Raw genomic sequence first — 22,954 nt, forward strand, 5'->3', positions numbered from 1 at the left:
TGACCTTGTGGACCGATGGGTTTTCAACGAAGCCATGGCTCTTCATCTCATCAAACTCTGCGTCGGTGCCGATTCCATCCAGGATCTCCAGGATTGGGTCGCCGAGCGCTCGCTCAACGCAATGGCCGCCGGCCTCGAACCGCACAGCATCCATACGACCCGCATGGTGCCGAAGCGCATGGACGAACTGCTCGATGACGGATCGCTCTACTGGGTGATCAAGGGGCAGGTGATGGCGCGGCAGAAGCTGCTCGACATCCGCACGGTCACCGGCGGCGACGGCATTCAGCGCTGCCAGCTAGTGCTCGGGCCGGAGGTCATCGAAACTGCGCCGCAGCCGAAGCGACCCTTCCAGGGATGGCGGTATCTGAAAAACGAAGAAGCGCCGCGGGACCTCGGCAAACTGGGCGAGGACGTTGCGGCGCTTCCAGAAGATCTGCGGCGGGAACTCGCCGAGCTTGGACTTCTATGACGGCAAGGCTCGGCTGATCAGCCCTGCTTTATCCTGATCAGCGAAGCTTGATGCGAACCGGCGCGCGGCCGGCGCGGACGCCGATATGAAGGTGGATATTGGCTTCCGGCTGGGAATGACGCCAGGCACGTGCACCGTGGCTGAGCAGCATGGAGACTAGGTCGCGGGTCTTTTCCTTGGATCGGTTCAAGCCGAGACCGGCAAGCCGCATGGCCGCCTCGTGCAGCGGGTTGAGGGCGACGCCCTTTGCTCTGGGCTTTTGCGCCGGATTGAAGGCCAGTTCGGCGCTGTTTTCGTTCATCATCATCGGAAACCCCGTCTACGCGTTACTTTCGAGATCCCTCCGCGCCGAGAAATCGGCGCGGGCATTTCCTTGGGGGCCGGGAAAGGCCGCTCACTGGAGCGACGCCCAGCAGCTGATGCCCTTCTTCTTCAGCACGTTGCAGGCATCGATGGCCGTCTTCTGGTCGTCGAAGCCGCCGAAGCGGGCACGATAGATCTGTTCGCCATTGTTGCTGTAGGCGACAGTGAAGGGTTTGGCGGAACGCAATACCTTGCCGCCTTTATCCTGCGCATTCTGCAGGAGATCCTGAGCTTGTTTCTGGTTCGGCGAGGCGCCGATCTGGATGACCCAGCCGTTGGAGGCCATCGAGGCCGCCGCGGCGGACTGGGTGGCCTTCGCGGACACGGCGGACACCTTAGTGGATGCGGTCGTTACGTCGTCGACGGTCGAGCGGCCGGCACGGTGCGCCACGGCCTCCTCGGTGCGAGCCGGCATATATTCCGGAGCCGGCGTCGGCACGGCGGAAACACCTGCCATGGCCGAATTCATCGCCTGGGTGATGACCTTCTTCTGCTCCGGCTCAGCGGCATAGGCCGATGCCGCGGGAGGCGCCAGAGCCGCTACCTGCTGTTCGGCATAACGGGCGCCTGGCAGCGGGCCGCTCGGCGGCAGATCGAAGGCCGCCATCTGGCGCACGTCGGACTGCGTCGCCGCAACCGACGGAGCGACCCGGACCGGCGCTGAAGGAGCGGGCGCGACCGGGGCAGCGGGAGCGGCCTGGGCGATCAGGTTGCTATTGCCACCGCGGGACGCTTCCGGAAGGTAGTCGGCAACAAGCTTGCGCATCGTCGCATCACGGGCGGCACTGGAGCGGCCACCGAGCACGACGGCGACGATCGAACGACCATCGAGCTGAGCCGAGGTCGCAAGATTGCTGCCCGCAGCGCGGGTATAGCCGGTCTTGATGCCGTCGACGCCCCTGACGGTGCCGACGAGACGATTGTGATTGCCGATCGTCTGCCTGCCGAAATTGAAGCTGCGGATCGAGAAATAACCGTAATACTGGGGAAAATGCTGACGCAAAGCCATGCCGAGACGCGCCTGATCGCGTGCCGTCGTCATCTGCGCCGTGTTCGGCAGGCCGTTGGCATTGCGATAGGTGGTGCGGGTCATGCCGAGCGCGCGGGCCTTGCTGGTCATCAAGGAGGCGAAGCGCTCCTCAGAGCCGCCGACGAATTCGCCGAGCGCGGTAGCGATGTCATTGGCGGAGCGGGTGACGAGCGCGCGAATGGCCTGATCGACCGAGACCGAACCGCCGGCACGAACGCCGAGCTTGGAAGGCGGCTCGGAAGCGGCGTGTGCCGAAACCGGAACCTGCGTTTCGAGACTTATACGGCCCGACTCAAGTGCTTCGAAGGTCAGATAGAGCGTCATCATCTTGGTGAGCGACGCGGGATAGCGCAGACCGTCCGGATCCTCGGAATAGAGAACCTTGCCGGTCTTGGCGTCGACGACGATGCCGGCGTATTTCGGACCGGCAGCCGCCGGCGTCGAAAACATCGAGATCGTCACAGCCAATGTGAAGAGAAAACCGAGGAACCGTCCCGGGACCGTCGCATCACCCTTGGAAAGGGATGCAGAAATCATTTTTTTCGACACTGCCGCACTCATCGCTTGCATCACATTAGTCACACATCCGGACGCGCCCCCGCCACGGCCGTTACCGCTCAATCTAGGAGATTAGCGTTACCAAGAGGTTTATGATGAACAGCAGCTTGCCTCGATATGCTGCATTTTAGACATCAACCCGGGCCTTGAACCCGCCCCGTCCGCGGCCGCCTATTTCACCAGCCGGTTTTCGACAAAGAGGCGAACTGCGGCATCAATATGTTGCCAGTCCTTCAAAAGCGCGCTGGAGAAGCGATAGAGCACCGTCAGGTCCTGTCCGATGTGGATATCCCGCTGGCAGTCGCCGCTGGTCGCCTTGTCTCCGGAGACCGGCAGCACGCAACGCACGACGTAATCCGGTGCGCCGGCGACCTGCCCGGTCAGAACGACTTCGCTGCCGTAGCCCGAATCGGCGCGCAGGCGATGAAGCGCCAGTCCGAAGGCGGCCTGCTGTGGCGCGCCGTCGAACAGTTTTGAATAGATCGGTTCCAGCCGGCCGGACATGTCGCGCGACATGGTACTCTGGGATAACTGCAGGAAAATCAACGAGGAAGACTGGGCGACATCATCGAAGCGCGACCGCACGCCCGCGCTATAGCCTTCGAGTTCCGGCCAGGTGAGATAGAGGTCGACGCGTTCGGTGACGCCTGCCTGACGCTGGTCGCGGAAGCGGATCGTGTTGGCCGGAAGCTTGAGCTTGTCCTGGCCGATCCGGACCAGGAATTCTTCCCGGCTGTCGGTATGACCGGCAAGCGCGATGCGCTGGCCGAACCAGTGGCCGCCGATACTGATCGCCGCGGTCAACAGCGCAAGAACCGCGACTATGGCCGTCAGCCGATAGACGAAACGGTTGGAGAGAAGGGGCGCTTCTTCTGCAGCCGAGAGGTTCCGGGCTGGACCTGCCATGACGCGCTCCATGTTCTCGACCGAGAGGGAATTCGCCAGCGCCGGAATGGGACAGGAATGCGGATACGGAAACGCGGCCAGGCGATTTGGCCGCAGTCTGGATCGTTACGGTTAACGCTTCGTAAATGAAGCTAGGTCCGGAATGGTCACGGATCCGGTGATCCCTTCATCGCTCGCCTGCAGATATGCAGTCCCGCGCGATGACCGCGGCTCGGATCGCCGCGGCTTTGCCGGGAGGGCAGGCGGGTTACTGGCCGACCGAACCGACGGCGGTGGCGCGGCCGTCCTGGAGCTTGACCCAGCGGGCGGGATCGTCGTTCGCCTGGCGCTTGAGGAAGGTGTATTCGGTATCCGACCAGACCATGACCTTGTTGCGCATGTTGTCGAGCACGAAGTCGCCGCGATCAGTGCGGACTGTCAGCACCGCATGGCCTTCGCCATTCGGTTGCAGCACGACGGTGATCAAGAGGTCGGAGGGCGAGAAGCCTTTCGCCATCAGCATCTTACGCTTCAGAAGCACGAAGTCTTCGCAGTCGCCGACGGTGCGGGGATAGGCCCAACGCTCTTCGACGCCATAGATTTCCTGATCGGTCATCGGCGTGATCGATGAATTGACCGTGTAGTTGACGTCCAGAAGCGTGCGCCACTTGTCTTCTGTCAGCACCAGCGGGCCGGCGTCCTTGTAGGTCGCAGCGCATTCGCTCACATAGGTCTTGCAGAATTCATAGTGGCCGAGCGGCGGATTGGCCTGGCCGAGAACGCGCACCGAGCCGGCCGGCATGCCGAACGAACTTCCGGCGGTAAAGATAGCCACGAAGGCGGTGATGGCGGCGAGGCCCAGTCCCTTGCTGTACTTCATTTTTATGTCTCCCCGTTGTGGGAAGAACACTGCCAGACAGGGTTTGATCGACCGCAAAATCTCGTAGTAAAATCAATATCTTATTTGAATTCAATTCGCCTAAAACAAGCATCAAATACATCTCGAACTTTCACAAAATTCGAGCCTAATTTGCCGATAATTTTCATAAAATGCCGACTATCAGGAGCCCGGGGCTTCGCGGGCTTGCCTCTATCCAACTGTGAATAAAGGAGGTTTTGAAATCCGCGCGAGCGGCTCGTCGAGTGACTGAAGTCTTGCAATGACGACGATCGGGCGGCGGGGCCAGGAGAGTGACGCCCGGTGTCGGGCTGCGCCGCGGCCAAATCGGGCCGATCACGGCCGATTTTCGGGCTCGAAAAAAGTGCCGAAAGGGCACATTTTTTTGAAGAAAGTTCATTTCGGCACAGACAAGCGGCTTCTACCGAACTGTCCAGCAATGAGACGGGAGGGAATGAAGGAGGCAGACAACAAAAAAGCGTCCCGGATGGGACGCTTGCGGAGGAGTTGGCCTCAGTGCCTCTTAAAGGAATTCGGTCAGCGTTTCGCGCGATTGGACCGAATTGAACTCGATCGCCACGCCTTCCATGAAGTGGCGCACGACGCGGCCGCGCATGTTGCCGAGGCGAACGGGCGTGCCGAGCGCCGGGCGAATGTCGATATCGATCGCCGCGCCGGAGAGCGAAAGGTCCACGATGCGGCAGGCATAACGCCGGCCGTCGTCGAGCGTGATCTCGGAGCGGGTCTGGCGCGGCGCCAGACGGTCGTGGCGACGATCTTCGGGCAGGCCGAGCTCGTGCTTGTTGGCGATCCAGGTGAGCTGGGCGGCCAATTTCTCGCGCTTGCGGTCCGTCGCGTTGATCGACATCACGAAACCGGTGCTCGACAGGCTGATGACCATGCCTTCCAGACGGCCGATATGATCGAGATAGGCGATGACCCGTTCGCCGACGAGAGGGCGCCCCACACAGGCAAAGCTGACGTCGCCCGGCGACATGTCCACGACGTTGCAGGGAAATTCCTCATGCGTCGCCAGCATCAGCCGTCCAGCGATATTGACCGACACGCGCTGAAAAGAGCGCTGTGCAGGAACGCTGGGTGTCGACGGAGTATGAGTCGATTGAAAAGAATACATTTGAGAGAGCTTTTCTCTTCTAAGTCTATCTTTGGAGTATTACCGCGCTGCGGTTAACAGAAGGTTTTGGCAAGCACCGTCAGCTGCGCCCTTGCCGTGATGGGGGATGTTGCTCAGGACGGGCGACGGACGGGCAGGAGCCGCCCGAGTGCCTGATAGAGACTGCGGCGATCGCCCGTGACCGGCACGCCGAAATGCGAACCGCTGCCGGTCAGGAACGTCCAGTTCTCAAGCGCCAGGAACATGGCGGGGGTTGCCGTCGGAGGGTAGGGAGAAACCTGGGGCAGGAGTGCCCCGAAAATGCGATCGCTCGCCACCGCCTCCACCGATCGGATTGGCAGAAGCAGCATCTCATAGGCGTGATGGATGTGGCCATTCGAAGCGAAAACGTCCAGGAGCGCCGGCTGTTGAGACTGGATGACGTTGTGGGCAATTTCCACCGGCTGCCGGTGATCGCTCTCCTGCCAGAGGCCGGCGAAAGCCTCGCCGCGGAATTCGCGGCCGAACAGATCGCAGATCCGGGTCCCGGCCAGCCGGAATGCCAGGGTGCCGGTCGGATCCAGGGCAGCCATGAAAAGATGCGGAAGAAGATGACGCAGGGCGGTCGGATCGATCTCGGTCTTGAGGGGAACTTCCCCGTCATGCTTGAGATTGATCCAATAGTCGAAGATTGCCCGGCTGGCCTGATTCCGCATCCATCATACCTGTTACATTTCGAGGCAGACCGCGCCTCATGCGCGGCTGATCTTCCTCACACAGCGAAATCCGTGCCACGGCCAAGGCGTCAGGTTTAATGATCCATGACCTGCCAACACGCGCTGGCGCTGGCGTTACCGTGATCTCGCCCGCGCTTTCCTTTGAACCGCCGCTCCTATATGGCTGTCGGACCATTCGGCAGGGGAATGAGAGACAGAAGGGACTGGCATGAACGACGGGCCGGATATGGCTGACGAACCGCGCGAGACGGATGACGACGGCGAACGCTCGCAGCCGATTTTCAACCTTCCGCAGAGCCTTGTCGTGACGCTGGCTTTGCTTGCGGTCATCTACATCGTGCAGGACTATGTGCTGGACGCGGATACGCGCGCCTATATGGTTGTGAACCTGGCGTTCACGCCCTTGCGCTACGTCTACCCGCTCGCCGACCAGGGTTTTGCCTGGGCGTGGACGCCGGTCACCTATTCGCTTCTGCACGGCGGCATCGAGCACATCCTCTTCAACGCGCTGTGGCTGATGGCCTTCGGAGCTCCGGTGGTGCGGCGGATCGGCACTCTGCGCTACGTGATCTTCTGGATCCTCTCGGCAGTGGCTGCCGCCTTCTTCCATGCGGCGCTCAACTGGGGGGACGAGACGCTGCTGATCGGCGCATCAGGGGTCGTCTCGGCGCTGATGGGGGCGGCCTGCCGTTTCGCTTTCCCGGAACGCCGGGGTTACGACCGGACGCATGGCCATCTCTATCCGCGCCAGTCGATCCTGGGTTCCTTCCGCAACCGCACCGTCGTCATCTTCACCGTCATGTGGTTCGCCGGCAACCTGCTGATCGCTTTCGGGGTGACGCTGTTCGGCGCGGATATGGGACCGATCGCCTGGGACGCCCATATCGGCGGCTTCCTGTTCGGTTTCCTGCTGTTCGGACTTTTCGATCCCTTGCCGCGCCGCGTCATGCCGATCACGCAAGCTTGATCTCTTTCTTGATCTATTTCCCGCCTCGCTCTACACTTCTCCACACGTGCAGGGACGGTTCCTCCACCCCAGGCGCTTTGCTTCTCGGGATGAGCGATGTCCAGGCCAAGCTGGTTGCGAGGAGAGAGCCATGGCAATAGTCGTCAAGAACATGCTGGATGCGAAGGGTCGTGACGTGGTGACCGTCGGGCCTGACAAGACGCTGCTCGAAGTCGCCGGAATCCTCAACGACAAGAAGATAGGTGCCGTCGTGGTAACCGGCATGGAAGGCCGCATCGCCGGCATCTTCACGGAACGTGACCTGGTGCGCGCCATCGCCGGCAAGGGCGCCGGCGTGCTCGATCAACCGGTCAAGTCGGCGATGACCACTGCGGTGCAGCGCTGCAAGGACGATACGACCGTCGATGAACTGATGGGGATGATGAGCAGCGGCCGTTTCCGCCACGTGCCCGTCGAGCAGGACGGCAAGCTCGCCGGCATCATCTCGATCGGCGACGTGGTGAAGTCGCGCATCCGCGAGATCGAACTCGAGGCCGAACACATCAAGGCCTATATCGCCGGCTGAGTGTTTGTGCCTGAGCCTCGCCGCAAGGCGAGGCTTTTTACCTGCGTGACGCGAGGCCTCTGCGGCCTAGCGAGCGAAGACTTCCTGCATGCGTTTCAGGGCGGAAATCTGTGCCATGGTCTCGGTATAACCGCGGTCGATCGCTTCGCCGGCGCGGTGGAATTCGGACAGGCCGATATCGGCAAGACGCGGATGCAGCGCCAGATCCGGCGGATCGCCCGCGAGACGGGCCCGGGAAATGCGTTCCTGGATAATGTTGAAAGCCTGCACCATGGTGCCGGTCAGACCGACACGCACATCGTCGGCTTTCTTGCGGCCGTCATCGATTGGCTGGACGCTGGCATTGTGCTTGACGACGGCCGAACGGCCGAAAATCTCGTAGTTCAGGTTGACGGCAACCACGAGCGGCTGTTCGTAGGCACGGCAGACGGAGGTCGGCACCGGATTGACGAGTGCGCCATCGACCAGTGTCCGGTTGTTGCATTTCACCGGTTCGAAAATACCGGGCAGGGCGTAGGAGGCGCGAAGCCCGGTGATCAGCGAGCCGCTGGAGATCCACACCTCGTGGCCGGTATGAAGTTCGGTCGCGACCGACACGAAAGGCCGGTCCAGGTCTTCGATCGACAGGCCTTCGAGATGTTCCTGCATCCGCTTGGTCAGCCGCATGCCGCCGAGAAGGCCGCCGCCGCCGATCGTCAGATCGAGCAGGCCGGCGATGCGGCGCATGGTCAGCGAGCGGGCGAAGCTTTCGAGCTCGTCGAGCTTGCCAGCCAGATAACATCCGCCGACCAGAGCGCCGATCGAGGTGCCGGCGATCATGCCGACTTCGATGCCCGCCTCGTCAAGTGCCCTGAGTACGCCGATATGGGCCCAACCCCGCGCCGCGCCGCCGCCAAGGGCGAGAGAAAGCTTTGCTTTTTTAGGGGCTTCGACGATGGGAGGAGGTGTGGGGTCGAGAACTTGTGTTTCTCCGCCTTCGGCAGGTGCCGCAAGCGGATCGTGACGGTTCCAACTCCAGTTCAGCATCGACAAAACCCCTCCACAGCTGAACAAATCCCGGTCTGTCGATTAACGCACCGACAGGTTTCAAAATCGTTTATTCAGTCGAGACATGCCAAAAAACGGGGCAGATGCCTAAATGGTTCCTTGATCCGAATAGACGATATCTGGGTCAAAATGACGCTGATCGTCGGTGATTTCAAGAACCGCCCGCCCATCACTTTGGGTGACAACCCGATAGAAACAGGAGCGGCGTCCCGTGTGACATGTGGCGTCGTGTCCGGCGACCGAGACCTTGAGCCAGACGGCGTCCTGGTCGCAGTCGGTGCGCAGTTCGTGAACGGTCTGGAGATTGCCGGAGGATTCGCCCTTCTTCCAGATCTTGGCACGCGAGCGGCTGTAATAATGGGCGATGCCGGTCTCGACCGTCAGCGCCAGCGCCTGCGCATCCATATGCGCGACCATCAGCAGCTCGCCGTCGCGGACATCGGTGACGACGGCGGTAACGAGGCCGTTCTGATCGAAGCGGGGCGTGAAGGCGCCGGCGCCTTCGAGTTCCGTCTTGTCGGCGGAAGGCTGGTCGAAAGAAAGCGACATCGGAAACTCCGCCCGGAAACCGCGCCTTAGCGGTTGCGGGCCAGGGTGAAGAAACGGGCCTGTTCGGCGGCGTTCGCCTTGAACTCGCCGGTAAAGGTCGTCGTCATCGTATGCGAGCCCTGCTTCTGCACGCCGCGCATTTCCATGCACAGGTGCTCGGCCTCGATCATTATGGCAACGCCGCGCGGCTTCAAAGTTTCCTCGATCGCATTGGCGATCTGCGCCGTCAGGTTTTCCTGCGTCTGCAGCCGGCGGCCGAAGATTTCGACGACGCGGGCGATCTTCGACAGACCGAGGACGCGGCCGTTCGGCAGATAGGCGACATGCGCCTTGCCGATGATCGGCAGCATGTGGTGTTCGCAATGGGAGAAGAACGGGATGTCGCGCACCAGCACGATATCGTCATAACCCGAGACTTCCTCGAAGGTGCGGCCGAGCACGTCTTCCGGCGACTGTTCGTAACCGGCAAACAGTTCGCGATAGGCGGCAGCGACGCGCTTCGGGGTGTCGAGCAGGCCTTCGCGGGCCGGATCGTCACCGGCCCAGCGCAGCAGGACACGCACGGCTTCTTCGGCTTCCTGCTGCGAGGGGCGGACCTGCTTCTCTTTCGAAGCCGGGAAATTCTTCACAATGGCATCCATCTATCGTCTCCTGATGCGGTTCAAGGCCGCATCCGACTGGCGTTACTCACGGACTGACCAGCCGCTGGGCACCTGCGGCTGATTTTTGGGCAATCCGGCGATATCTGACCTTCAGCGAACATTTTTACAAGATATCCTGTTCCGTTTTCGGTAGGATTTCGTGAAAACATCGTTTCTTGATGATCTCGCCCGGACATAACATATAATGGCAGGAACCCTTTTATGGTAGTCCGCCGGACGTGACACAGTGTTCAACGCGCGACGGCGGGTTCAAAGCGAGCCTTGATGGACGACATCTACAACAGCAAGATCCTCGAATTCGCCGCCAATATTACCCATGCGGGCATACTGGCGGACGCGGATGCGAGTTCCGAAAAACATTCCAAGCTGTGCGGTTCCAAGGTGCGCGTGCATCTGAAGATGGACGGCGACCGGGTGACTGATTTCGCCCATGAGGTGCGCGCCTGCGCCCTCGGCCAGGCCTCGTCCTCGATCATGGCGCGGCATGTGATCGGCGCGACGACCGCCGAAATCCGCAAGGCGCGCCAGGACATGCTCGCCATGCTGAAGGAAGGCGGCGAGGGGCCGGACGGCCGGTTCGAGGAGATGCGCTACCTGAAGCCGGTCAAGGACTACAGAGCCCGCCATGCCTCCACCATGCTGACCTTCGAGGCGGTCGTCGATGCGATCGACCAGATCGAGGCGAAGGAACGGGCCGAAGCGGCCGCCGTCTGATACGATGTGCGACGCTCCCGACTGCGGGCATGACCATTCCAAGCCGAAGCCTGGCTTTTCCCGCAACTGGTCCGGGCCTTTCGACAAGACGCCCGGCCGGCTGCTCGGCATGGGGCTGATCCGCCTCTACCAGCTGACGCTGTCCGGCTTCATCGGCAATTCCTGCCGGCATATCCCGACCTGTTCGGAATACGGTTACGAGGCGGTGGCGAGGCATGGGCTGTGGCCCGGCGGATGGATGACACTGTTTCGGGTGGCCCGTTGCGGGCCGGGCGGCACGGGCGGGCTCGATCCGGTGCCGGACGCGCTCGAAGTGCGCCAGCATTGGTGGACGCCGTGGCGATACTGGCGACGTCATGTCAAATCGGCATCGCCTTGAGGAACTGATGATCACCTATGTCGCGCTGCTTCACAGCATCGTTCTCGGCGGCGGCAAGCGGGTCGTGATGGCCGACCTTCGCGCGATGGCGGAAGAGCTCGGTTGCCGGAACTGCCGGACCCTGGTTTCGACCGGCAACCTCGTCTTCGAAACGGGCAGGTCGCCGATCGGCGATCTCGAGCAGCGACTGGAGAGCGCTTTCGAAAAGCGGTTCGGCAAACATGTCGATATCATCGCAAGAACCGGCGCCGATTGGCTGAAGCTCGCGGCCGGCAATCCCTTTCCGTCGGGAGAAGGTTCCGAGGTCGGCGTGCGGGTGATGCGCAAGCCGCTCGACGAAAGCGTCCTCGACCTGCTCGAACGCCACCGCGGCGAGGAGAGGATGTCGATCGTCGACGGCGATCTCTGGGTGGATTTCGGCGGCAAGGCGAGCGAGACACGGCTGCTCTCGGCGATGACCACCAGGAAGCTCGGCATCGGCACGATCCGCAATGCCAATACGGTCGCCGGACTGGCCGAAATGATCGGCTGATCGGCCGCTCGCCTTTACTAAAACGCCAAAAGCATTTATCAGCCACGCCGGCTGCGCCGCAATGGCGAACCGCCGTTTATTCCAACACCACCCGCATTCGTTGGCGGGACTGGACAGGAGAAAGACATGTCCCAATCCGTTTCCCTTACATTTCCCGATGGCTCCGTCCGCGTTTTCGACGCCGGCACGACCGGCCGTGACGTGGCAGAGAGCATTTCCAAGTCGCTCGCCAAGAAGGCGGTCGCCGTCACCATCGATGGCACCGTGCAGGACCTTGCCGAGCCGGTGACCGACGGAAAGATCGAGATCGTCACCCGCACCGACGCCCGCGCGCTGGAGCTTATCCGCCACGACGCCGCCCACGTGATGGCGGAGGCCGTGCAGGAGCTTTGGCCCGGCACGCAGGTCACCATCGGCCCGGTGATCGAGAACGGATTCTATTACGATTTCGCCCGCAACGCGCCTTTCACGCCCGACGATCTGCCGAAGATCGAAGCGAAGATGAAGGAAATCATCGGCCGAAACAAACCGTTCACCAAGCAGGTCTGGTCTCGTGAGAAGGCCCGCGAAGTCTTCGCCGCCAAGGGCGAGGGCTACAAGGTCGAGCTGATCGACGCGATCCCGGAGGACCAGGACCTCAAGATCTATTATCAGGGCGACTGGTTCGACCTCTGCCGCGGTCCGCATATGGCCTCGACCGGCCAGATCGGTACGGCTTTCAAGCTGATGAAGGTTGCCGGCGCGTACTGGCGCGGCGACTCGAACAACGCCATGCTGACCCGCATCTACGGCACCGCCTGGGCGACGCAGGAGGAGCTCGACCAGTACCTGCATGTGCTGGCCGAAGCCGAAAAGCGCGACCACCGCAAACTGGGCCGGGAAATGGATCTCTTCCATTTCCAGGAAGAAGGTCCGGGCGTGGTGTTCTGGCACGGCAAGGGCTGGCGCATGTTCCAGACGCTGACCGCCTATATGCGCCGTCGTCTCGCCGGCACGTATGAGGAAGTCAACGCACCGCAGGTCCTCGATGCCTCGCTCTGGGAAACCTCCGGGCATTGGGGTTGGTACCAGGAGAACATGTTCGCGGTGAAGTCGGCCTATGCCTTCACGCATCCGGACGACAAGGAAGCTGACAACCGCGTCTTCGCGCTGAAGCCGATGAACTGCCCGGGTCACGTGCAGATCTTCAAGCATGGTCTGAAGTCCTACCGCGAACTGCCTATCCGGCTTGCGGAATTCGGTCTCGTGCATCGCTACGAAGCATCCGGCGCGCTGCATGGGCTGATGCGCGTGCGCGGCTTTACGCAGGATGACGCGCATGTGTTCTGCACCGACGAGCAGATGGCTGCCGAATGCCTGCGGATCAACGACCTGATCCTGTCGGTCTACGAGGATTTCGGCTTCAAGGAAGTGGTCGTCAAGCTCTCGACCCGGCCGGACAAGCGTGTCGGCACCGACGCGCTCTGGGATCGTGCCGAATCGGTCATGCTGGACGTGCTGAAGACGATCGAGGCGCAATCGGAAGGCCGTATCAAGACCGGCATCCTGCCGGGTGAGGGTGCGTTCTATGGTCCGAAGTTCGAATATACGCTGAAGGATGCGATCGGCCGCGAATGGCAGTGCGGCACGACGCAGGTGGACTTCAACCTGCCGGAACGGTTCGGCGCCTTCTATATCGACCAGAACTCGGAAAAGACCCAGCCGGTGATGATCCATCGCGCCATCTGCGGCTCGATGGAGCGTTTCCTCGGCATCCTGATCGAGAATTTTGCCGGCCACATGCCGCTTTGGTTCGCGCCGATGCAGGTGGTGGTGGCGACGATCACCTCGGACGCCGACGATTACGGCCGCGAGGTCGCGGAAGCTCTTCGGGAAGTGGGCATGGTCGTCGAGACCGATTTCCGCAACGAGAAGATCAACTACAAGATCCGCGAGCACTCGGTCACCAAGGTGCCGGTCATCATCGTCTGCGGCAAGAAGGAGGCCGAGGAGCGGTCGGTCAATATCCGCCGTCTCGGCTCGCAGGCCCAGACCTCGATGACGCTGGACGAGGCGATCGCCTCGCTCAGCCTCGAGGCGACACCGCCGGATGTGCTGCGCCGTCTCGAAGCCAGGAAGGCCGCGAAGGCAGCCGCCTGATCCAATCCCTGACAGCGCCCGTGAACGCGGGCGCTGTCAGAAGACGGCAATGTCAGTGGAAAAATAGCCGTTGGCTGGTCTGAAGCGACCCGCCGAAACCGGCTAGTTCCGGTCGTTGGCGACCGCGCCGGCCATCTGAGGCGTATCGCGCATCAGCACTTCGACCTCGGTATTGCGGCCGGCTTTGACGGTAAAGCCGCGCTGATAGATCTTGGTCTTATTGCGGGCGACGGCAAGATATTCGCCTTCCGCCAGAACCATGGTCGAGAAAGCGCTGACGCTTTCGTTGACGATGTCGCCGGCAGCGGTCAGCACCGACCAGGCCGTATCGGCAATCGCTTCCCCGCCCGGCTGAGAGACCAGTTTCAGGGTGATCTGGGCGGCACGATGCTGCAGGACCGCCTGGGTGAGCTTGCCGGCCTCCACCTGGATATCCGCCCGCACCACCGCGTTGACGTCGCCATATTCGGAAACGACGTGATAGGTGCCGGCGTTCAGCCGCACAACAGTATTCGGCTTGACGTCCGACATCACCAGCGCCCGGTCGCCGTTGTCGCGCACTTCGGCGGAATAGACCGAAAAGCTCAGCTCCTTGGGCGGGATGCGCTGGTCGGTACCGGCAACCGCATTAAGCACGAAACCGCCGGCGTCGAGCACCAGCGTCTGTTTCGGCACGGTGCCATTTTCGGGGACTTTCAGTTTCTTGGTGACGCCGGCGCGCCCGAAGGCGCAATTGACGAAATAGTCGCCGGGGGCAAGTTGGAATGACGCGGAGCCGCCTTCGGAACTGGCAACCAGCGGCAATTTGCCGTCATCGCCGGCGATCGGGCTGAAGACGCGCCAGGTGAGGCCTTCCTGCATGGGCTGGCCGTCGGACGTCAGCTTGGCATCGAACTGAACGTCCCTTGAGAGCATGCCGGGAGGGCCGCCCGGCAGGGCCGAGAAGGCATTGAGCTTCGGCATCTTCGCGGTGCTGTCCAGCGCGCGAAAATTCTTGAAGGCGTCTTCCTGGGCCAATGCGCTGAAAGCTGAGCCGAGAGCCATTGCTCCGGCGAGGAACCAGCGTGCCGCAAGGGAAGTGCCTGCCATCTGTTGTCTACCGGTTGACTCTTGTTTTCCGAGACGTCACTTGAAGACCAATGACAAGGCAATTTCAAGACCTTCAGACCTCGCCAGATCCAAATGAAAGCTTTGACCATGCAAAATGATATTAAACTCATCGATTTCCTGCGCGACAGGCATTCCACGCCGGTTGCCCAGATCAAGGAGCCGGCTCCGTCGCAGGAGGAACTGGAAGCGATTCTCACCTTCGCAACCCGCATTCCGGATCATGGCAAGCTCGCCCCCTGGCGCGTGGTGGTCTATCGCGGCGACGTGCGCAAGACGCTTGGCGAACAGTTTCTGGCCCTGTCGCTGAAGAAGATGCCCGACATGGCCGATGCCGCCAGGGAAGCGGAGCTGACGCGCTTCACCCGTGCGCCGCTGGTCGTTGCCGTCGTCAGCACCGCGGCACCGCATCCGAAGATCCCTGAATGGGAACAGGTGCTTTCCGCAGGTGCCGTCTGCTTCAACATGCTGATGGCCGCGAACGCGCATGGCTACGTCGCCAACTGGCGTACCGAGTGGGTCGCCTATGACGACGAGGCACTGGCGCTCCTCGGCATCAAGCCGGGCGAAAAGGTGGCGGGCTTCATCCATATCGGTTCGAGCGATTTCCCGACGCCGGACCGCCCGCGGCCAGACCTTACGCAGATCGTCACCTACGCCGGGCAATAGGGGTTTCGATGTTCTACACCACCGATACCAACCAGCACGGACTGAAGCACGATCCATTCAAGGCGATCGTCGCGCCGCGGCCGATCGGCTGGATCGGCACGAAGGGCAGGGACGGGTCGATGAACCTGTCTCCCTATTCCTTCTTCAACGCCATTTCCGACAGCCCCAAATTGGTGATGTTCTCGTCCAGCGGCCGCAAGCACAGCCTGAAGAACGCCGAGGAAACCGGCGTCTTCACTGCAAGCCTCGCAAGCCGTCACCTGGCCGAGAAGATGAACGCCTCGTCAGAGGCTGTGCCTTATGGTGTCAGCGAGTTCGAGGTGGCGGGACTGACCGCCAAGATGGCAGAACTCATCGACGCGCCTTACGTCGCCGAAGCCTATACGGTGCTGGAATGCCGCGTCACGCAGGTGATCCAGCCCATTGGATTAGACGGCGAGGCGACGGAGGCCTACATGGTTTTCGGCCAGGTGGTCGGCATCCATATCAGCGAGGAGATTCTGCGGGGCGGTCGGATCGACATGGGGCTCGCCCGGCCGATCGCCCGTATGGGCTATCGCGATTTCTCCGACGGCGGCGCTGACGTGTTCGAAATGACCCGGCCGGTGGGCGCCGAGCCTAAGAGCTGAAAATCCGATTGATGATCGGAATTTGATCGAGGCTGCGGCAAAGCTTGCCGGAGAAGCCGTTCATTCTTGCTGTTTCGCATTCGGACGGGAAGGTCGCCGCGTCGCTAGTCGGCGAGACGGCGTCAATGGCCGCCACGCCGGCTGCGGAGGCGGCGAGCACTATGGCCGCAGCCGCGAAGCGCGCCGTGTCGGAAAGGGGATCATGACCGCTTTCCCAGCCGATAAACTTCAGACGGGTGCTGCAGCGCTCGAAGCTCGGGGCGGCAAGAATACCGGCCGCATCGGCAAGCGCGGCGATCGCGGTGTGTCCCGGTATCAGACCGGCCCGGATTTCCGCCACGCGCAGCATCGTATCCAGTCTCTGGACGTCGGCGCCGCTGCGGGCGCCCGGGAGGATGACCGAGGCGGCCGCGCATCGGACTGCGATATCGACGGCGGCATTCGTTCGTGCCGAGGAGAAGGCCGGCAGGAGGAATGTCAGGCGGTCGTGGGGCGAAATATCGGTCCATCCACGGTGGAAATCCGTCACCGCATTCCACGACTCAGGAGAACCCGTCAGGTCGAGCACGGTGACATCCGCGCCCGCCGAATGGACCATTGCGGCATTCGCAGAGGGTTCGACGACAAGCCAGGACCGTATTTTCAAGGACTTCGCCATGGTTAAGGAACGTGGTGAACCAATCTTAAACTTTTTCACTCTAGCGTGACCTCTTGAGCCAGCCGGATCTGAACTGGCATGTGTAGTCGAGGCCGAGTGTGATCGTACAGGCATTTCTTCGTTGGGCTGAAACGGCAAGAACGGCTGAGAGGGCGAAGGCGGCCAATGCTCTCGGGCGAGCCTATCTCCGCTCACCCATGGGCGGCGAGCAGCATCGCGCAGCGGCCCTTGCCATGACCTATCTTCTCGACGACCCTTCGCCGCTGGTGCGCCTGGCGCTCGCCGAGGCGCTCGCCGGGTCCGCAGATGCGCCGCGCGCCGTCATCGTGTGCCTTGCCGAAGACCAGCCGGAGATCGCCTGCACGGTCATTGCCTGTTCGCCCGTGCTCACCGAAAACGACCTCGTCGATCTCGCCGGGCGCAGTGACAGCCTCACCCGCGGAATGATTGCCGCAAGGCCGAAACTGTCGCGCGGGGTCGCCGCCGCGATCGCCGAGATCGGCGACGAAAGCGAAGTCACCATTCTGCTGGAGAACGAGACCGCCTCGGTAACACGGGTTTCGCTGCGGCGGATCGCCGAGCGGTTCGGGCAGTGCTGCGATATCCGCAACCTGCTGCTGGAGCGCGAAGCCCTGCCGGCTGATGCCCGCCACATGCTCGTCAATCATATCACGGCGGCACTTGCCGGTTCCGGTCTGGTGCGGACGAGCATGGCACCGGCACGGATCGAACACATGACCCGCGAGGCGGGGGAGGCGGCAGCCGTCGCCATTGCCGGCACGGTGCTGCAGGAGGAAATTCCGGGCCTCGTCGAACATCTGCGCACAGCCGGACGGCTGACGCCCGCTTTCCTCATCCACGCGCTCTGCAGCGGCAAGGTGGATTTCTTTGCCGGCGCGATGGTCTCGCTTTCCGGGCTCGACGACCGCCGCGTACGGGCGATCCTTGCCACCGGCCGCATGCATGCGGTGCGGGCACTTTTCGAAGCCTCCGGCCTCGGACGGGATATCGCCGCCGTCTTCGTCGAATCGGTCTTCCTCTGGCGCAAGGCCGCCGCAAGCGGCACGCTCGACAATATCGCCGGCATACTGCTTGAAAAGTTTCAGCGGCCCGACCTGCAGCTTTCGGCGGTCTCCGAGATCCTCGACATGGTCGAAAAGCTGCATCGGCTGGAAGTCAGGCTCAGCGCCCGGTCCTATGCCAACGAAGTGTCGCTGGCGGCGTGAAGCCTGTCTAGCGCTGGAATTTCTTGGCAACCCAGGAATAACCGTTCTCGACCAGCCGCACCGGGCTGGTCATCAGCGTTTTCACGCCTTCCGTCGTCGGCAGCACGGTCTTGACCCGCTGGATAGCGCGGCCCGCAAGCGTTTCCTTCTCCTGCTGCGTCACCGGCTCCTTCACCAGCTCCTGGGCGATCGCCGGCGCCGGCTGCGGCGTCTCCGGTCGCGACTGCGGAATTGGCGCGTTGGCGACCTCGGTTGTTTCCGGCTTCTGACAAACGGCAATGAGCATCGGATAGGGCTGGTTGGCATATCCGGAAAGCTGTTGTTCCGAAACCGAGTTGCACATCTCGATGCTCGGCCAGCGGTTTTCGGCAGTGGCGATATAGTGGCAGTCCGTTCCGGCGTCGTTGCAGCCAAGAATGGTCATGACAATCAGTGCGGAATTCATATCGTCCCCTCAAATGTGGCAATCGCTTTAGAGCGGGCAATCTTGGCCCGACCAAGGCAGCTTTCGGCGCGGCATCGCATCCGCTAATCATTGCACCTGTGGAAGGGCCGTCGGAGACAAGGATGACCGTGACGATCGCGATAGAACCGCCGCGCCAGGCTGGCGTGCTCAGGCTTCTGGAACTTTCCGACGCCTATGCCGCCTCGCTTTATCCCGCCGAGAGCAATCACATGTTGGATGTCGCGACGCTCGAGGGGCCTGGCGTTTCCTTTTTCGTGGCGCGCAAGGAAGGGGCTGTTCTCGGCTGCGCTGCGCTGGTCGAGGCCGGTGACGGCTCGGGGGAGATCAAGCGGATGTTCGTCGACGAGGCGGCGCGCGGCCTGAAGCTCGGCAAGCGGCTGATCGACGCGATCCTGGAACGCGCTGGCGAACTCAGCCTTTCGGTTGTCCGGCTTGAGACAGGCATCCATCAACCGCAGGCGATCGGGCTTTATCGCGCCTATGGCTTTGTGGAGATCGGGCCGTTCGGAAACTACAGGCCCGATCCGCTCAGCATCTTCATGGAGAAGAGACTTTCCTGACGATCGGAAGATCGGGCGGCAGGTCCGGCGCCTTGGCAATGTCGGTGGACTCCGCTTCGGTCACGTCAGCCATCTTCACTTCGCGGATCCATTCGCGCCAGATCGACACGAGCAGCGCCATCAGGACCGGGCCGATGAACAGGCCGAGAAAGCCCATGGTGCTGACGCCGCCAACGAGACCGAAGAATGTCGGCAGGAAGGGAAGCTTGATCGGACCGCCAACCAGACGGGGCCGCAGCGTCTTGTCAACGATGAAGAGTTCCACCGTGCCCCAAAGGAAAAGACCGCCGCCGGCGACGTAAGCGCCGTTGGCGACCAGATAGAACGAGATCAGCGAGAAGGACAGAGGCGCACCACCCGGGATCAGCGCCATCAGGCCGGTCAGGACGCCGAGTGTGACGGGCGAGGGGACGCCCGCGATCCAGTAGGCGATGCCAAGTACGATGCCTTCGCCGATCGCAATCAGCGTCTGGCCGGTCACGGTGGAACTGATCGTCCTTGGAACCACGCGGGAGATACGCTCCCAGCGGGTCGGCAGGATGCGCTCGCCCAGTAGGTCGATCTGCTCGCTGAAGGAACCGCCGTCGCGATAGACGAAGAACAGCGCGATCAGCATGAAGAGCAGGGTCAGCACCAGGTGAAAGGCGCCGTCGCCCGCGGCCACGATGGCGCGGTAGATATTGCCGATATTGGCGCCGGAGACGATCTGGATAAGTTCGCCAACCGCACCGGGCGAACCGACATGCTGGACCCACTGGATGCCGAGCCATTCGCCGACCCACGGAAGGCCGGTGATCCAGGCCGGCGGCGGCGCGCCGAAACGGTTCACTTCGGCGGCCCAGATGATCCACTGGCGGACTTCGCCGATCGTGTAGGAGATCGCAATGCCAATCGGCACGATGAGGAAGGTGAGGATGAAGATGATGGCGAGCGAGGCGCCGATGGTCGTATTGCCGCCGACGCGGCGCAGCAGTTCCCGATAAAGCGGCCAGCTTGCGAAGCCGATCACCAGAGCGGCCAGAACGGGAACCAGGAAGCCGTGGAAGAAATAGATGCCGGCGGCGGCGACGAGCACCAGAAGCCAGCGAGCAGCGGAGATCGGCGGGATAAGCGCGACCCTGCTCGGTGCGACTGGCCCAAGCCAGCGCGGCTCTTTCGGGCCTTTGCGATCGTTATTTCCGCTCACCGCTTTTCCTTTTTCATTTTCACCATCATATGGCTTATGGGACTTCCTGGTACAAGACTAATGCGTCATCCATTAAAAGGAAGCTTACTCCTTGCCCTAGACGGCAGATACGATAGAAATATGAAATCGCTTTCCGGTAAAGCCGGAAGTACGGAACAAACCTTCTTGATGAAGTTTTCCTAACTTCGATGGAATGCCGAAGCGTCTGCTGTCCCATTCTATTGGCCGGACTGTCTTCAGGGACTTGTAATATGCCTCACAGGGATGCGGTCGATCTTAACAATTGCGACCGAGAGCCGATCCATATCCCCGGCAGCATTCAGCCTCATGGATGCCTTATCGCCTGCGATGCTGCCGGATCGATTGTCGTGCAGCATTCCGCCAACGTGGCGGACATGCTTGCGATCACCGGAGACATCAACGGCCGGCGACTTGAGGAGATCGTCGGCGGGGAGGCGGCGCACACCTTGCGCAACGCGCTCGCCACGTCCGACAACCCGGCGCGACCGGCGCTTCGACATGGCCTCAGATTTGCCTCTGGCGCCGCTTTCGATGTTTCTATCCATCGTTTCGAATCCAAGGTGATCCTCGAGTTCGAGCCGGCATCGACCGATTCCGACCAGCCGCTCGAAGTGGCACGCATGCTGATCAGCCGCATCCGCAACGTGGCCAGCCTCGACCGGTTGATCGAAAGCTCAGCGCGGCTGATCTATGCCATGCTCGGCTATGACCGGGTGATGATCTATCGTTTTGAGGAGGACGGTGCCGGGAAAGTCGTCAGCGAATACAAGAGGCGCGACCTCGAAAGCTTCAAGGGCCAGTATTTTCCCGCGGGCGACATTCCGAAACAGGCCCGGGCGCTGTATGTGAAGAACACCATCCGGGTGATCTCCGACGCCAGTAATCCGCGCATCCCGATCGTGCCGGAAATCGACGAGGCAGGCGAGGCGCTCGATCTGTCCTTTGCGCATTTGCGTAGCGTATCGCCCATCCATTGCGAATATCTGCGCAACATGGGGGTCGCCGCTTCCATGTCGATCTCGGTCGTGGTCGACAACGAGCTCTGGGGCCTGATCGCCTGCCACCACTATTCTCCCAAAGTACTCTCGATGCCGCAGCGGGTGGCGGCGGAGACCTTTGGCGAATTCTTCTCGCTGCATCTGAGCGCATTGAAGCAACGCCAGCTCATGGAGACCGCGGGGCAGGCGCGGCGGTCGCTCGACCGCTTCCTGCAGGCTGCTTCCCACCATGCGGATATCACCGCGCTGCTGCGCAGTTCGCTTGCAGAGTTCGGTCAGATGCTGTCCTGCGACGGCATAGGCCTGTGGCTCGGGGGCGTGTGGACCGGTGAAGGGGCCGTGCCGCCGCAGGGCCTGGTCGCAGAGCTCGCCGAGTTTGTCGGTGATGCCGCGGGCGGCAAGATCTGGTCCAGCTTCCAGCTCTCCGTGGATCTGCCCGGAATACGCATTTCTCCCGACATGGTCTGCGGCGTGCTGGCCATCCCGCTTTCCCAGCGTCCGCGCGACTACCTCTTCTTCTTCCGCCGCGAAATGGTGCAGACGCTGAGCTGGGCCGGCAATCCTGAGAAATCCTACGGGACAGGGCCCCTCGGGGACAGACTGACACCCCGCAAGAGTTTCGCCATCTGGAAGGAAATGGTGCATCAGCAGGCGCAGGCCTGGACCGACAGCGACCGCGAGATCGCGGACGCGATCCGCGCCGTGCTGGTCGAGGTGGTTCTGCACCACAACGAGCTGCTCGCCGACGAGCGCGGCAAGGCGGACGTGCGCCAGCGGATGCTGAACGAGGAGCTCAACCACCGGGTCAAGAACATCCTTTCGGTGATCAAAGCGCTGGTCGGGCATTCGGTCGACGCCGAGGTCAGCCTCAAGGACTATATCGGCTCGCTCAAGGGACGCATCCAGGCGCTTGCCTTTGCCCATGACCAGGTGGTGCGCGGCGGCGACGGCGGTGTGCTGTCCGATCTTCTGGAAGCGGAACTGAAGCCCTATAGCGAGGGGACGCGCAGCGTCACGCTCAAAGGTCCGCGCGTCTGGCTCGACAGCCGCGCCTTTTCGGTCATGGCACTGGTATTGCACGAGATGTCGACCAATGCGGCCAAATACGGCTCGCTCTCGATCAACGGCGGACGGCTGGATATCGAGTGGCGACGGCTTGCCAACAACGATTGCGAGCTTGTCTGGACCGAAAACGGCGGGCCGCCTGTAAGCCTGCCGTCACGAACCGGTTTTGGCAGCGTCCTGATCACCCGCAGCGTGCCCTATGAGCTCGAAGGTGAGGCAAAGGTCGAATATCCGCCTGAAGGGGTAAGGGCGCGCTTCATGGTGCCGTCGAAACACATCCACGGCGATGACGAGTTGGCAGAAGTCGAAGCCGAGGAAAGCGTCAGCCCCGTCAGCCCCGAGGCAGCTGTGCCACGGCTTCAGGATCTCGAATTCCTGCTGGTGGAAGACCAGATGCTGATCGCTGCGGATGTGGAAGCGATGCTTGCAGACCATGGCATAGACAAGGTGACGACGACGCCCTCGGCTGCCGACGCCTTCCGCAAGCTCAAGGACTTCACGTTTGACGTCGCAATCCTCGACGTCAATCTCGGCTCCGGTACCTCGCTGCCGATCGCCGAGGAGCTGATCCGGCGGGATATTCCGTTCGTTTTCGCGACCGGCTACAGCGACAAGGCTATCATCCCCGCAAGCTTCTCGGCGCCGGTCGTACGCAAGCCCTATGAGGCGGCTGCACTGATCAGCGCCGTCACCAAAGTGCTCGGCGAACGGAGCTGACCGCAACTATGCGGCCTGCTGATCGTGGCCGCCCTGGGCAT

General features: G+C 61.9%; 25 protein-coding genes. 12 read left to right on the top strand and 13 right to left on the bottom strand.

The annotated features are described in order from the left end of the window. Positions 1–34: 34 nt before the first annotated feature. Positions 35–472, top strand: a complete 438-nt coding sequence (locus PMI07_RS27360; protein ID WP_037088649.1) for a DUF1489 family protein — start codon at positions 35–37, stop codon at positions 470–472. 37 nt (positions 473–509) lie between these two features. Here the strand turns inward: PMI07_RS27360 and PMI07_RS27365 are convergent, their stop codons facing one another. From PMI07_RS27365 to PMI07_RS27390, 6 genes are all read right to left on the bottom strand, one after another. Then, a complete protein-coding gene (locus tag PMI07_RS27365) occupies positions 510–779 on the bottom strand; it encodes a hypothetical protein (protein WP_007774471.1) in 270 nt (89 codons plus the stop codon). Between the two features lie 87 nt (positions 780–866). Continuing rightward, the gene (locus tag PMI07_RS27370; RefSeq protein ID WP_051484289.1) at positions 867–2,315 is read right to left on the bottom strand and encodes a D-alanyl-D-alanine carboxypeptidase; all 1,449 of its coding nucleotides are present in this window, start codon (positions 2,313–2,315) and stop codon (positions 867–869) included. A gap of 279 nt (positions 2,316–2,594) precedes the next feature. Further along, positions 2,595–3,329, bottom strand: a complete 735-nt coding sequence (locus tag PMI07_RS27375; RefSeq protein WP_007760052.1) for a hypothetical protein — start codon at positions 3,327–3,329, stop codon at positions 2,595–2,597. Between the two features lie 247 nt (positions 3,330–3,576). After that, a complete protein-coding gene (locus tag PMI07_RS27380; protein ID WP_007760053.1) occupies positions 3,577–4,188 on the bottom strand; it encodes a transglutaminase-like cysteine peptidase in 612 nt (203 codons plus the stop codon). A gap of 541 nt (positions 4,189–4,729) precedes the next feature. Then, positions 4,730–5,341 (bottom strand): PilZ domain-containing protein, encoded by a 612-nt coding sequence (locus PMI07_RS27385; protein ID WP_037088527.1) that lies wholly within the window; start codon positions 5,339–5,341, stop codon positions 4,730–4,732. Between the two features lie 113 nt (positions 5,342–5,454). After that, positions 5,455–6,036: a PAS domain-containing protein gene (locus PMI07_RS27390; protein ID WP_007760056.1), complete on the bottom strand. Its 582-nt coding sequence runs from the start codon at positions 6,034–6,036 to the stop codon at positions 5,455–5,457. Between the two features lie 247 nt (positions 6,037–6,283). Here PMI07_RS27390 and PMI07_RS27395 point away from each other — a divergent pair, with 247 nt between their 5' ends. Continuing rightward, positions 6,284–7,024, top strand: a complete 741-nt coding sequence (locus PMI07_RS27395; RefSeq protein WP_197032573.1) for a rhomboid family intramembrane serine protease — start codon at positions 6,284–6,286, stop codon at positions 7,022–7,024. A 130-nt stretch (positions 7,025–7,154) separates the two neighbouring features. Continuing rightward, the gene (locus PMI07_RS27400; RefSeq protein WP_007760062.1) at positions 7,155–7,589 is read left to right on the top strand and encodes a CBS domain-containing protein; all 435 of its coding nucleotides are present in this window, start codon (positions 7,155–7,157) and stop codon (positions 7,587–7,589) included. A 66-nt stretch (positions 7,590–7,655) separates the two neighbouring features. Here PMI07_RS27400 and PMI07_RS27405 read toward each other — a convergent pair whose 3' ends face one another. The 3 genes from PMI07_RS27405 to folE form a co-directional block, all read right to left on the bottom strand. Next, entirely contained in the window at positions 7,656–8,615 is a 960-nt protein-coding gene (locus PMI07_RS27405; protein ID WP_007760066.1) for a patatin-like phospholipase family protein, read from the bottom strand. A gap of 108 nt (positions 8,616–8,723) precedes the next feature. Continuing rightward, on the bottom strand, positions 8,724–9,185 hold the full coding sequence (gene hisI, locus PMI07_RS27410) for a phosphoribosyl-AMP cyclohydrolase (RefSeq protein WP_007760069.1): 462 nt from the start codon (positions 9,183–9,185) through the stop codon (positions 8,724–8,726). A gap of 26 nt (positions 9,186–9,211) precedes the next feature. Beyond that, positions 9,212–9,826, bottom strand: coding sequence for a GTP cyclohydrolase I FolE (folE, locus tag PMI07_RS27415; protein ID WP_007760073.1), 615 nt, complete (start codon positions 9,824–9,826; stop codon positions 9,212–9,214). Between the two features lie 285 nt (positions 9,827–10,111). Between folE and PMI07_RS27420 the strand changes: the two genes are divergently transcribed. From PMI07_RS27420 to thrS, 4 genes are all read left to right on the top strand, one after another. Beyond that, complete coding sequence (locus PMI07_RS27420; protein WP_007760075.1) at positions 10,112–10,561, top strand: iron-sulfur cluster assembly scaffold protein; 450 nt, start codon at positions 10,112–10,114, stop codon at positions 10,559–10,561. A 4-nt stretch (positions 10,562–10,565) separates the two neighbouring features. Further along, a complete protein-coding gene (yidD, locus tag PMI07_RS27425; protein ID WP_037088529.1) occupies positions 10,566–10,940 on the top strand; it encodes a membrane protein insertion efficiency factor YidD in 375 nt (124 codons plus the stop codon). 7 nt (positions 10,941–10,947) lie between these two features. Then, positions 10,948–11,472, top strand: coding sequence for a DUF1697 domain-containing protein (locus tag PMI07_RS27430; RefSeq protein ID WP_007760080.1), 525 nt, complete (start codon positions 10,948–10,950; stop codon positions 11,470–11,472). 126 nt (positions 11,473–11,598) lie between these two features. Then, the gene (gene thrS / locus PMI07_RS27435; RefSeq protein WP_007760085.1) at positions 11,599–13,611 is read left to right on the top strand and encodes a threonine--tRNA ligase; all 2,013 of its coding nucleotides are present in this window, start codon (positions 11,599–11,601) and stop codon (positions 13,609–13,611) included. 102 nt (positions 13,612–13,713) lie between these two features. On the opposite strand, the gene PMI07_RS27440 is transcribed toward thrS, so the two are convergent. Then, positions 13,714–14,700: a hypothetical protein gene (locus PMI07_RS27440; RefSeq protein ID WP_007760086.1), complete on the bottom strand. Its 987-nt coding sequence runs from the start codon at positions 14,698–14,700 to the stop codon at positions 13,714–13,716. Positions 14,701–14,808: 108 nt separating this feature from the next. On the opposite strand from PMI07_RS27440, the gene PMI07_RS27445 reads away from it, so the two are divergent. Together PMI07_RS27445 and PMI07_RS27450 are read left to right on the top strand one after the other, a co-directional pair. Next, entirely contained in the window at positions 14,809–15,387 is a 579-nt protein-coding gene (locus PMI07_RS27445; protein ID WP_007760087.1) for a nitroreductase, read from the top strand. An 8-nt stretch (positions 15,388–15,395) separates the two neighbouring features. Next, positions 15,396–16,016 (top strand): flavin reductase family protein, encoded by a 621-nt coding sequence (locus tag PMI07_RS27450; protein ID WP_007760088.1) that lies wholly within the window; start codon positions 15,396–15,398, stop codon positions 16,014–16,016. On the opposite strand, the gene PMI07_RS27455 is transcribed toward PMI07_RS27450, so the two are convergent. Then, positions 16,006–16,662 (bottom strand): aldolase/citrate lyase family protein, encoded by a 657-nt coding sequence (locus tag PMI07_RS27455; protein ID WP_197032569.1) that lies wholly within the window; start codon positions 16,660–16,662, stop codon positions 16,006–16,008. The two genes, PMI07_RS27450 and PMI07_RS27455, sit on opposite strands and share 11 nt — an antisense overlap. Before the next feature lie 110 nt (positions 16,663–16,772). Here PMI07_RS27455 and PMI07_RS27460 point away from each other — a divergent pair, with 110 nt between their 5' ends. Further along, positions 16,773–17,900, top strand: coding sequence for a DUF2336 domain-containing protein (locus tag PMI07_RS27460; RefSeq protein ID WP_007760090.1), 1,128 nt, complete (start codon positions 16,773–16,775; stop codon positions 17,898–17,900). Positions 17,901–17,907: 7 nt separating this feature from the next. On the opposite strand, the gene PMI07_RS27465 is transcribed toward PMI07_RS27460, so the two are convergent. Beyond that, positions 17,908–18,345: a hypothetical protein gene (locus PMI07_RS27465; RefSeq protein ID WP_007760091.1), complete on the bottom strand. Its 438-nt coding sequence runs from the start codon at positions 18,343–18,345 to the stop codon at positions 17,908–17,910. A 122-nt stretch (positions 18,346–18,467) separates the two neighbouring features. Between PMI07_RS27465 and PMI07_RS27470 the strand changes: the two genes are divergently transcribed. Further along, positions 18,468–18,926, top strand: a complete 459-nt coding sequence (locus PMI07_RS27470) for a GNAT family N-acetyltransferase (protein WP_007760092.1) — start codon at positions 18,468–18,470, stop codon at positions 18,924–18,926. On the opposite strand, the gene PMI07_RS27475 is transcribed toward PMI07_RS27470, so the two are convergent. After that, positions 18,904–20,112 (bottom strand): AI-2E family transporter, encoded by a 1,209-nt coding sequence (locus tag PMI07_RS27475; protein WP_007760093.1) that lies wholly within the window; start codon positions 20,110–20,112, stop codon positions 18,904–18,906. The two genes, PMI07_RS27470 and PMI07_RS27475, sit on opposite strands and share 23 nt — an antisense overlap. Positions 20,113–20,363: 251 nt before the next feature. Between PMI07_RS27475 and PMI07_RS27480 the strand changes: the two genes are divergently transcribed. Beyond that, positions 20,364–22,913 (top strand): HWE histidine kinase domain-containing protein, encoded by a 2,550-nt coding sequence (locus PMI07_RS27480; RefSeq protein WP_024164209.1) that lies wholly within the window; start codon positions 20,364–20,366, stop codon positions 22,911–22,913. Positions 22,914–22,954 lie beyond the last annotated feature (41 nt).

This window comes from Rhizobium sp. CF080 (assembly GCF_000282095.2).
Lineage (GTDB): Bacteria > Pseudomonadota > Alphaproteobacteria > Rhizobiales > Rhizobiaceae > Neorhizobium.

What these genes read in the sequence shown, in the direction of transcription:
- PMI07_RS27360 (WP_037088649.1), top strand. Translation starts at nt 35, where the DNA reads ATGGCTCTTCATCTCATCAAACTCTGCGTCGGTGCCGATTCCATCCAG.
- PMI07_RS27365 (WP_007774471.1), bottom strand. Translation starts at nt 779, where the DNA reads ATGATGATGAACGAAAACAGCGCCGAACTGGCCTTCAATCCGGCGCAA.
- PMI07_RS27370 (WP_051484289.1), bottom strand. Translation starts at nt 2,315, where the DNA reads ATGTTTTCGACGCCGGCGGCTGCCGGTCCGAAATACGCCGGCATCGTC.
- PMI07_RS27375 (WP_007760052.1), bottom strand. Translation starts at nt 3,329, where the DNA reads ATGGCAGGTCCAGCCCGGAACCTCTCGGCTGCAGAAGAAGCGCCCCTT.
- PMI07_RS27380 (WP_007760053.1), bottom strand. Translation starts at nt 4,188, where the DNA reads ATGAAGTACAGCAAGGGACTGGGCCTCGCCGCCATCACCGCCTTCGTG.
- PMI07_RS27385 (WP_037088527.1), bottom strand. Translation starts at nt 5,341, where the DNA reads ATGTATTCTTTTCAATCGACTCATACTCCGTCGACACCCAGCGTTCCT.
- PMI07_RS27390 (WP_007760056.1), bottom strand. Translation starts at nt 6,036, where the DNA reads ATGCGGAATCAGGCCAGCCGGGCAATCTTCGACTATTGGATCAATCTC.
- PMI07_RS27395 (WP_197032573.1), top strand. Translation starts at nt 6,284, where the DNA reads ATGGCTGACGAACCGCGCGAGACGGATGACGACGGCGAACGCTCGCAG.
- PMI07_RS27400 (WP_007760062.1), top strand. Translation starts at nt 7,155, where the DNA reads ATGGCAATAGTCGTCAAGAACATGCTGGATGCGAAGGGTCGTGACGTG.
- PMI07_RS27405 (WP_007760066.1), bottom strand. Translation starts at nt 8,615, where the DNA reads ATGCTGAACTGGAGTTGGAACCGTCACGATCCGCTTGCGGCACCTGCC.
- hisI (WP_007760069.1), bottom strand. Translation starts at nt 9,185, where the DNA reads ATGTCGCTTTCTTTCGACCAGCCTTCCGCCGACAAGACGGAACTCGAA.
- folE (WP_007760073.1), bottom strand. Translation starts at nt 9,826, where the DNA reads ATGGATGCCATTGTGAAGAATTTCCCGGCTTCGAAAGAGAAGCAGGTC.
- PMI07_RS27420 (WP_007760075.1), top strand. Translation starts at nt 10,112, where the DNA reads ATGGACGACATCTACAACAGCAAGATCCTCGAATTCGCCGCCAATATT.
- yidD (WP_037088529.1), top strand. Translation starts at nt 10,566, where the DNA reads ATGTGCGACGCTCCCGACTGCGGGCATGACCATTCCAAGCCGAAGCCT.
- PMI07_RS27430 (WP_007760080.1), top strand. Translation starts at nt 10,948, where the DNA reads ATGATCACCTATGTCGCGCTGCTTCACAGCATCGTTCTCGGCGGCGGC.
- thrS (WP_007760085.1), top strand. Translation starts at nt 11,599, where the DNA reads ATGTCCCAATCCGTTTCCCTTACATTTCCCGATGGCTCCGTCCGCGTT.
- PMI07_RS27440 (WP_007760086.1), bottom strand. Translation starts at nt 14,700, where the DNA reads ATGGCAGGCACTTCCCTTGCGGCACGCTGGTTCCTCGCCGGAGCAATG.
- PMI07_RS27445 (WP_007760087.1), top strand. Translation starts at nt 14,809, where the DNA reads ATGCAAAATGATATTAAACTCATCGATTTCCTGCGCGACAGGCATTCC.
- PMI07_RS27450 (WP_007760088.1), top strand. Translation starts at nt 15,396, where the DNA reads ATGTTCTACACCACCGATACCAACCAGCACGGACTGAAGCACGATCCA.
- PMI07_RS27465 (WP_007760091.1), bottom strand. Translation starts at nt 18,345, where the DNA reads ATGAATTCCGCACTGATTGTCATGACCATTCTTGGCTGCAACGACGCC.
- PMI07_RS27470 (WP_007760092.1), top strand. Translation starts at nt 18,468, where the DNA reads ATGACCGTGACGATCGCGATAGAACCGCCGCGCCAGGCTGGCGTGCTC.
- PMI07_RS27480 (WP_024164209.1), top strand. Translation starts at nt 20,364, where the DNA reads ATGCCTCACAGGGATGCGGTCGATCTTAACAATTGCGACCGAGAGCCG.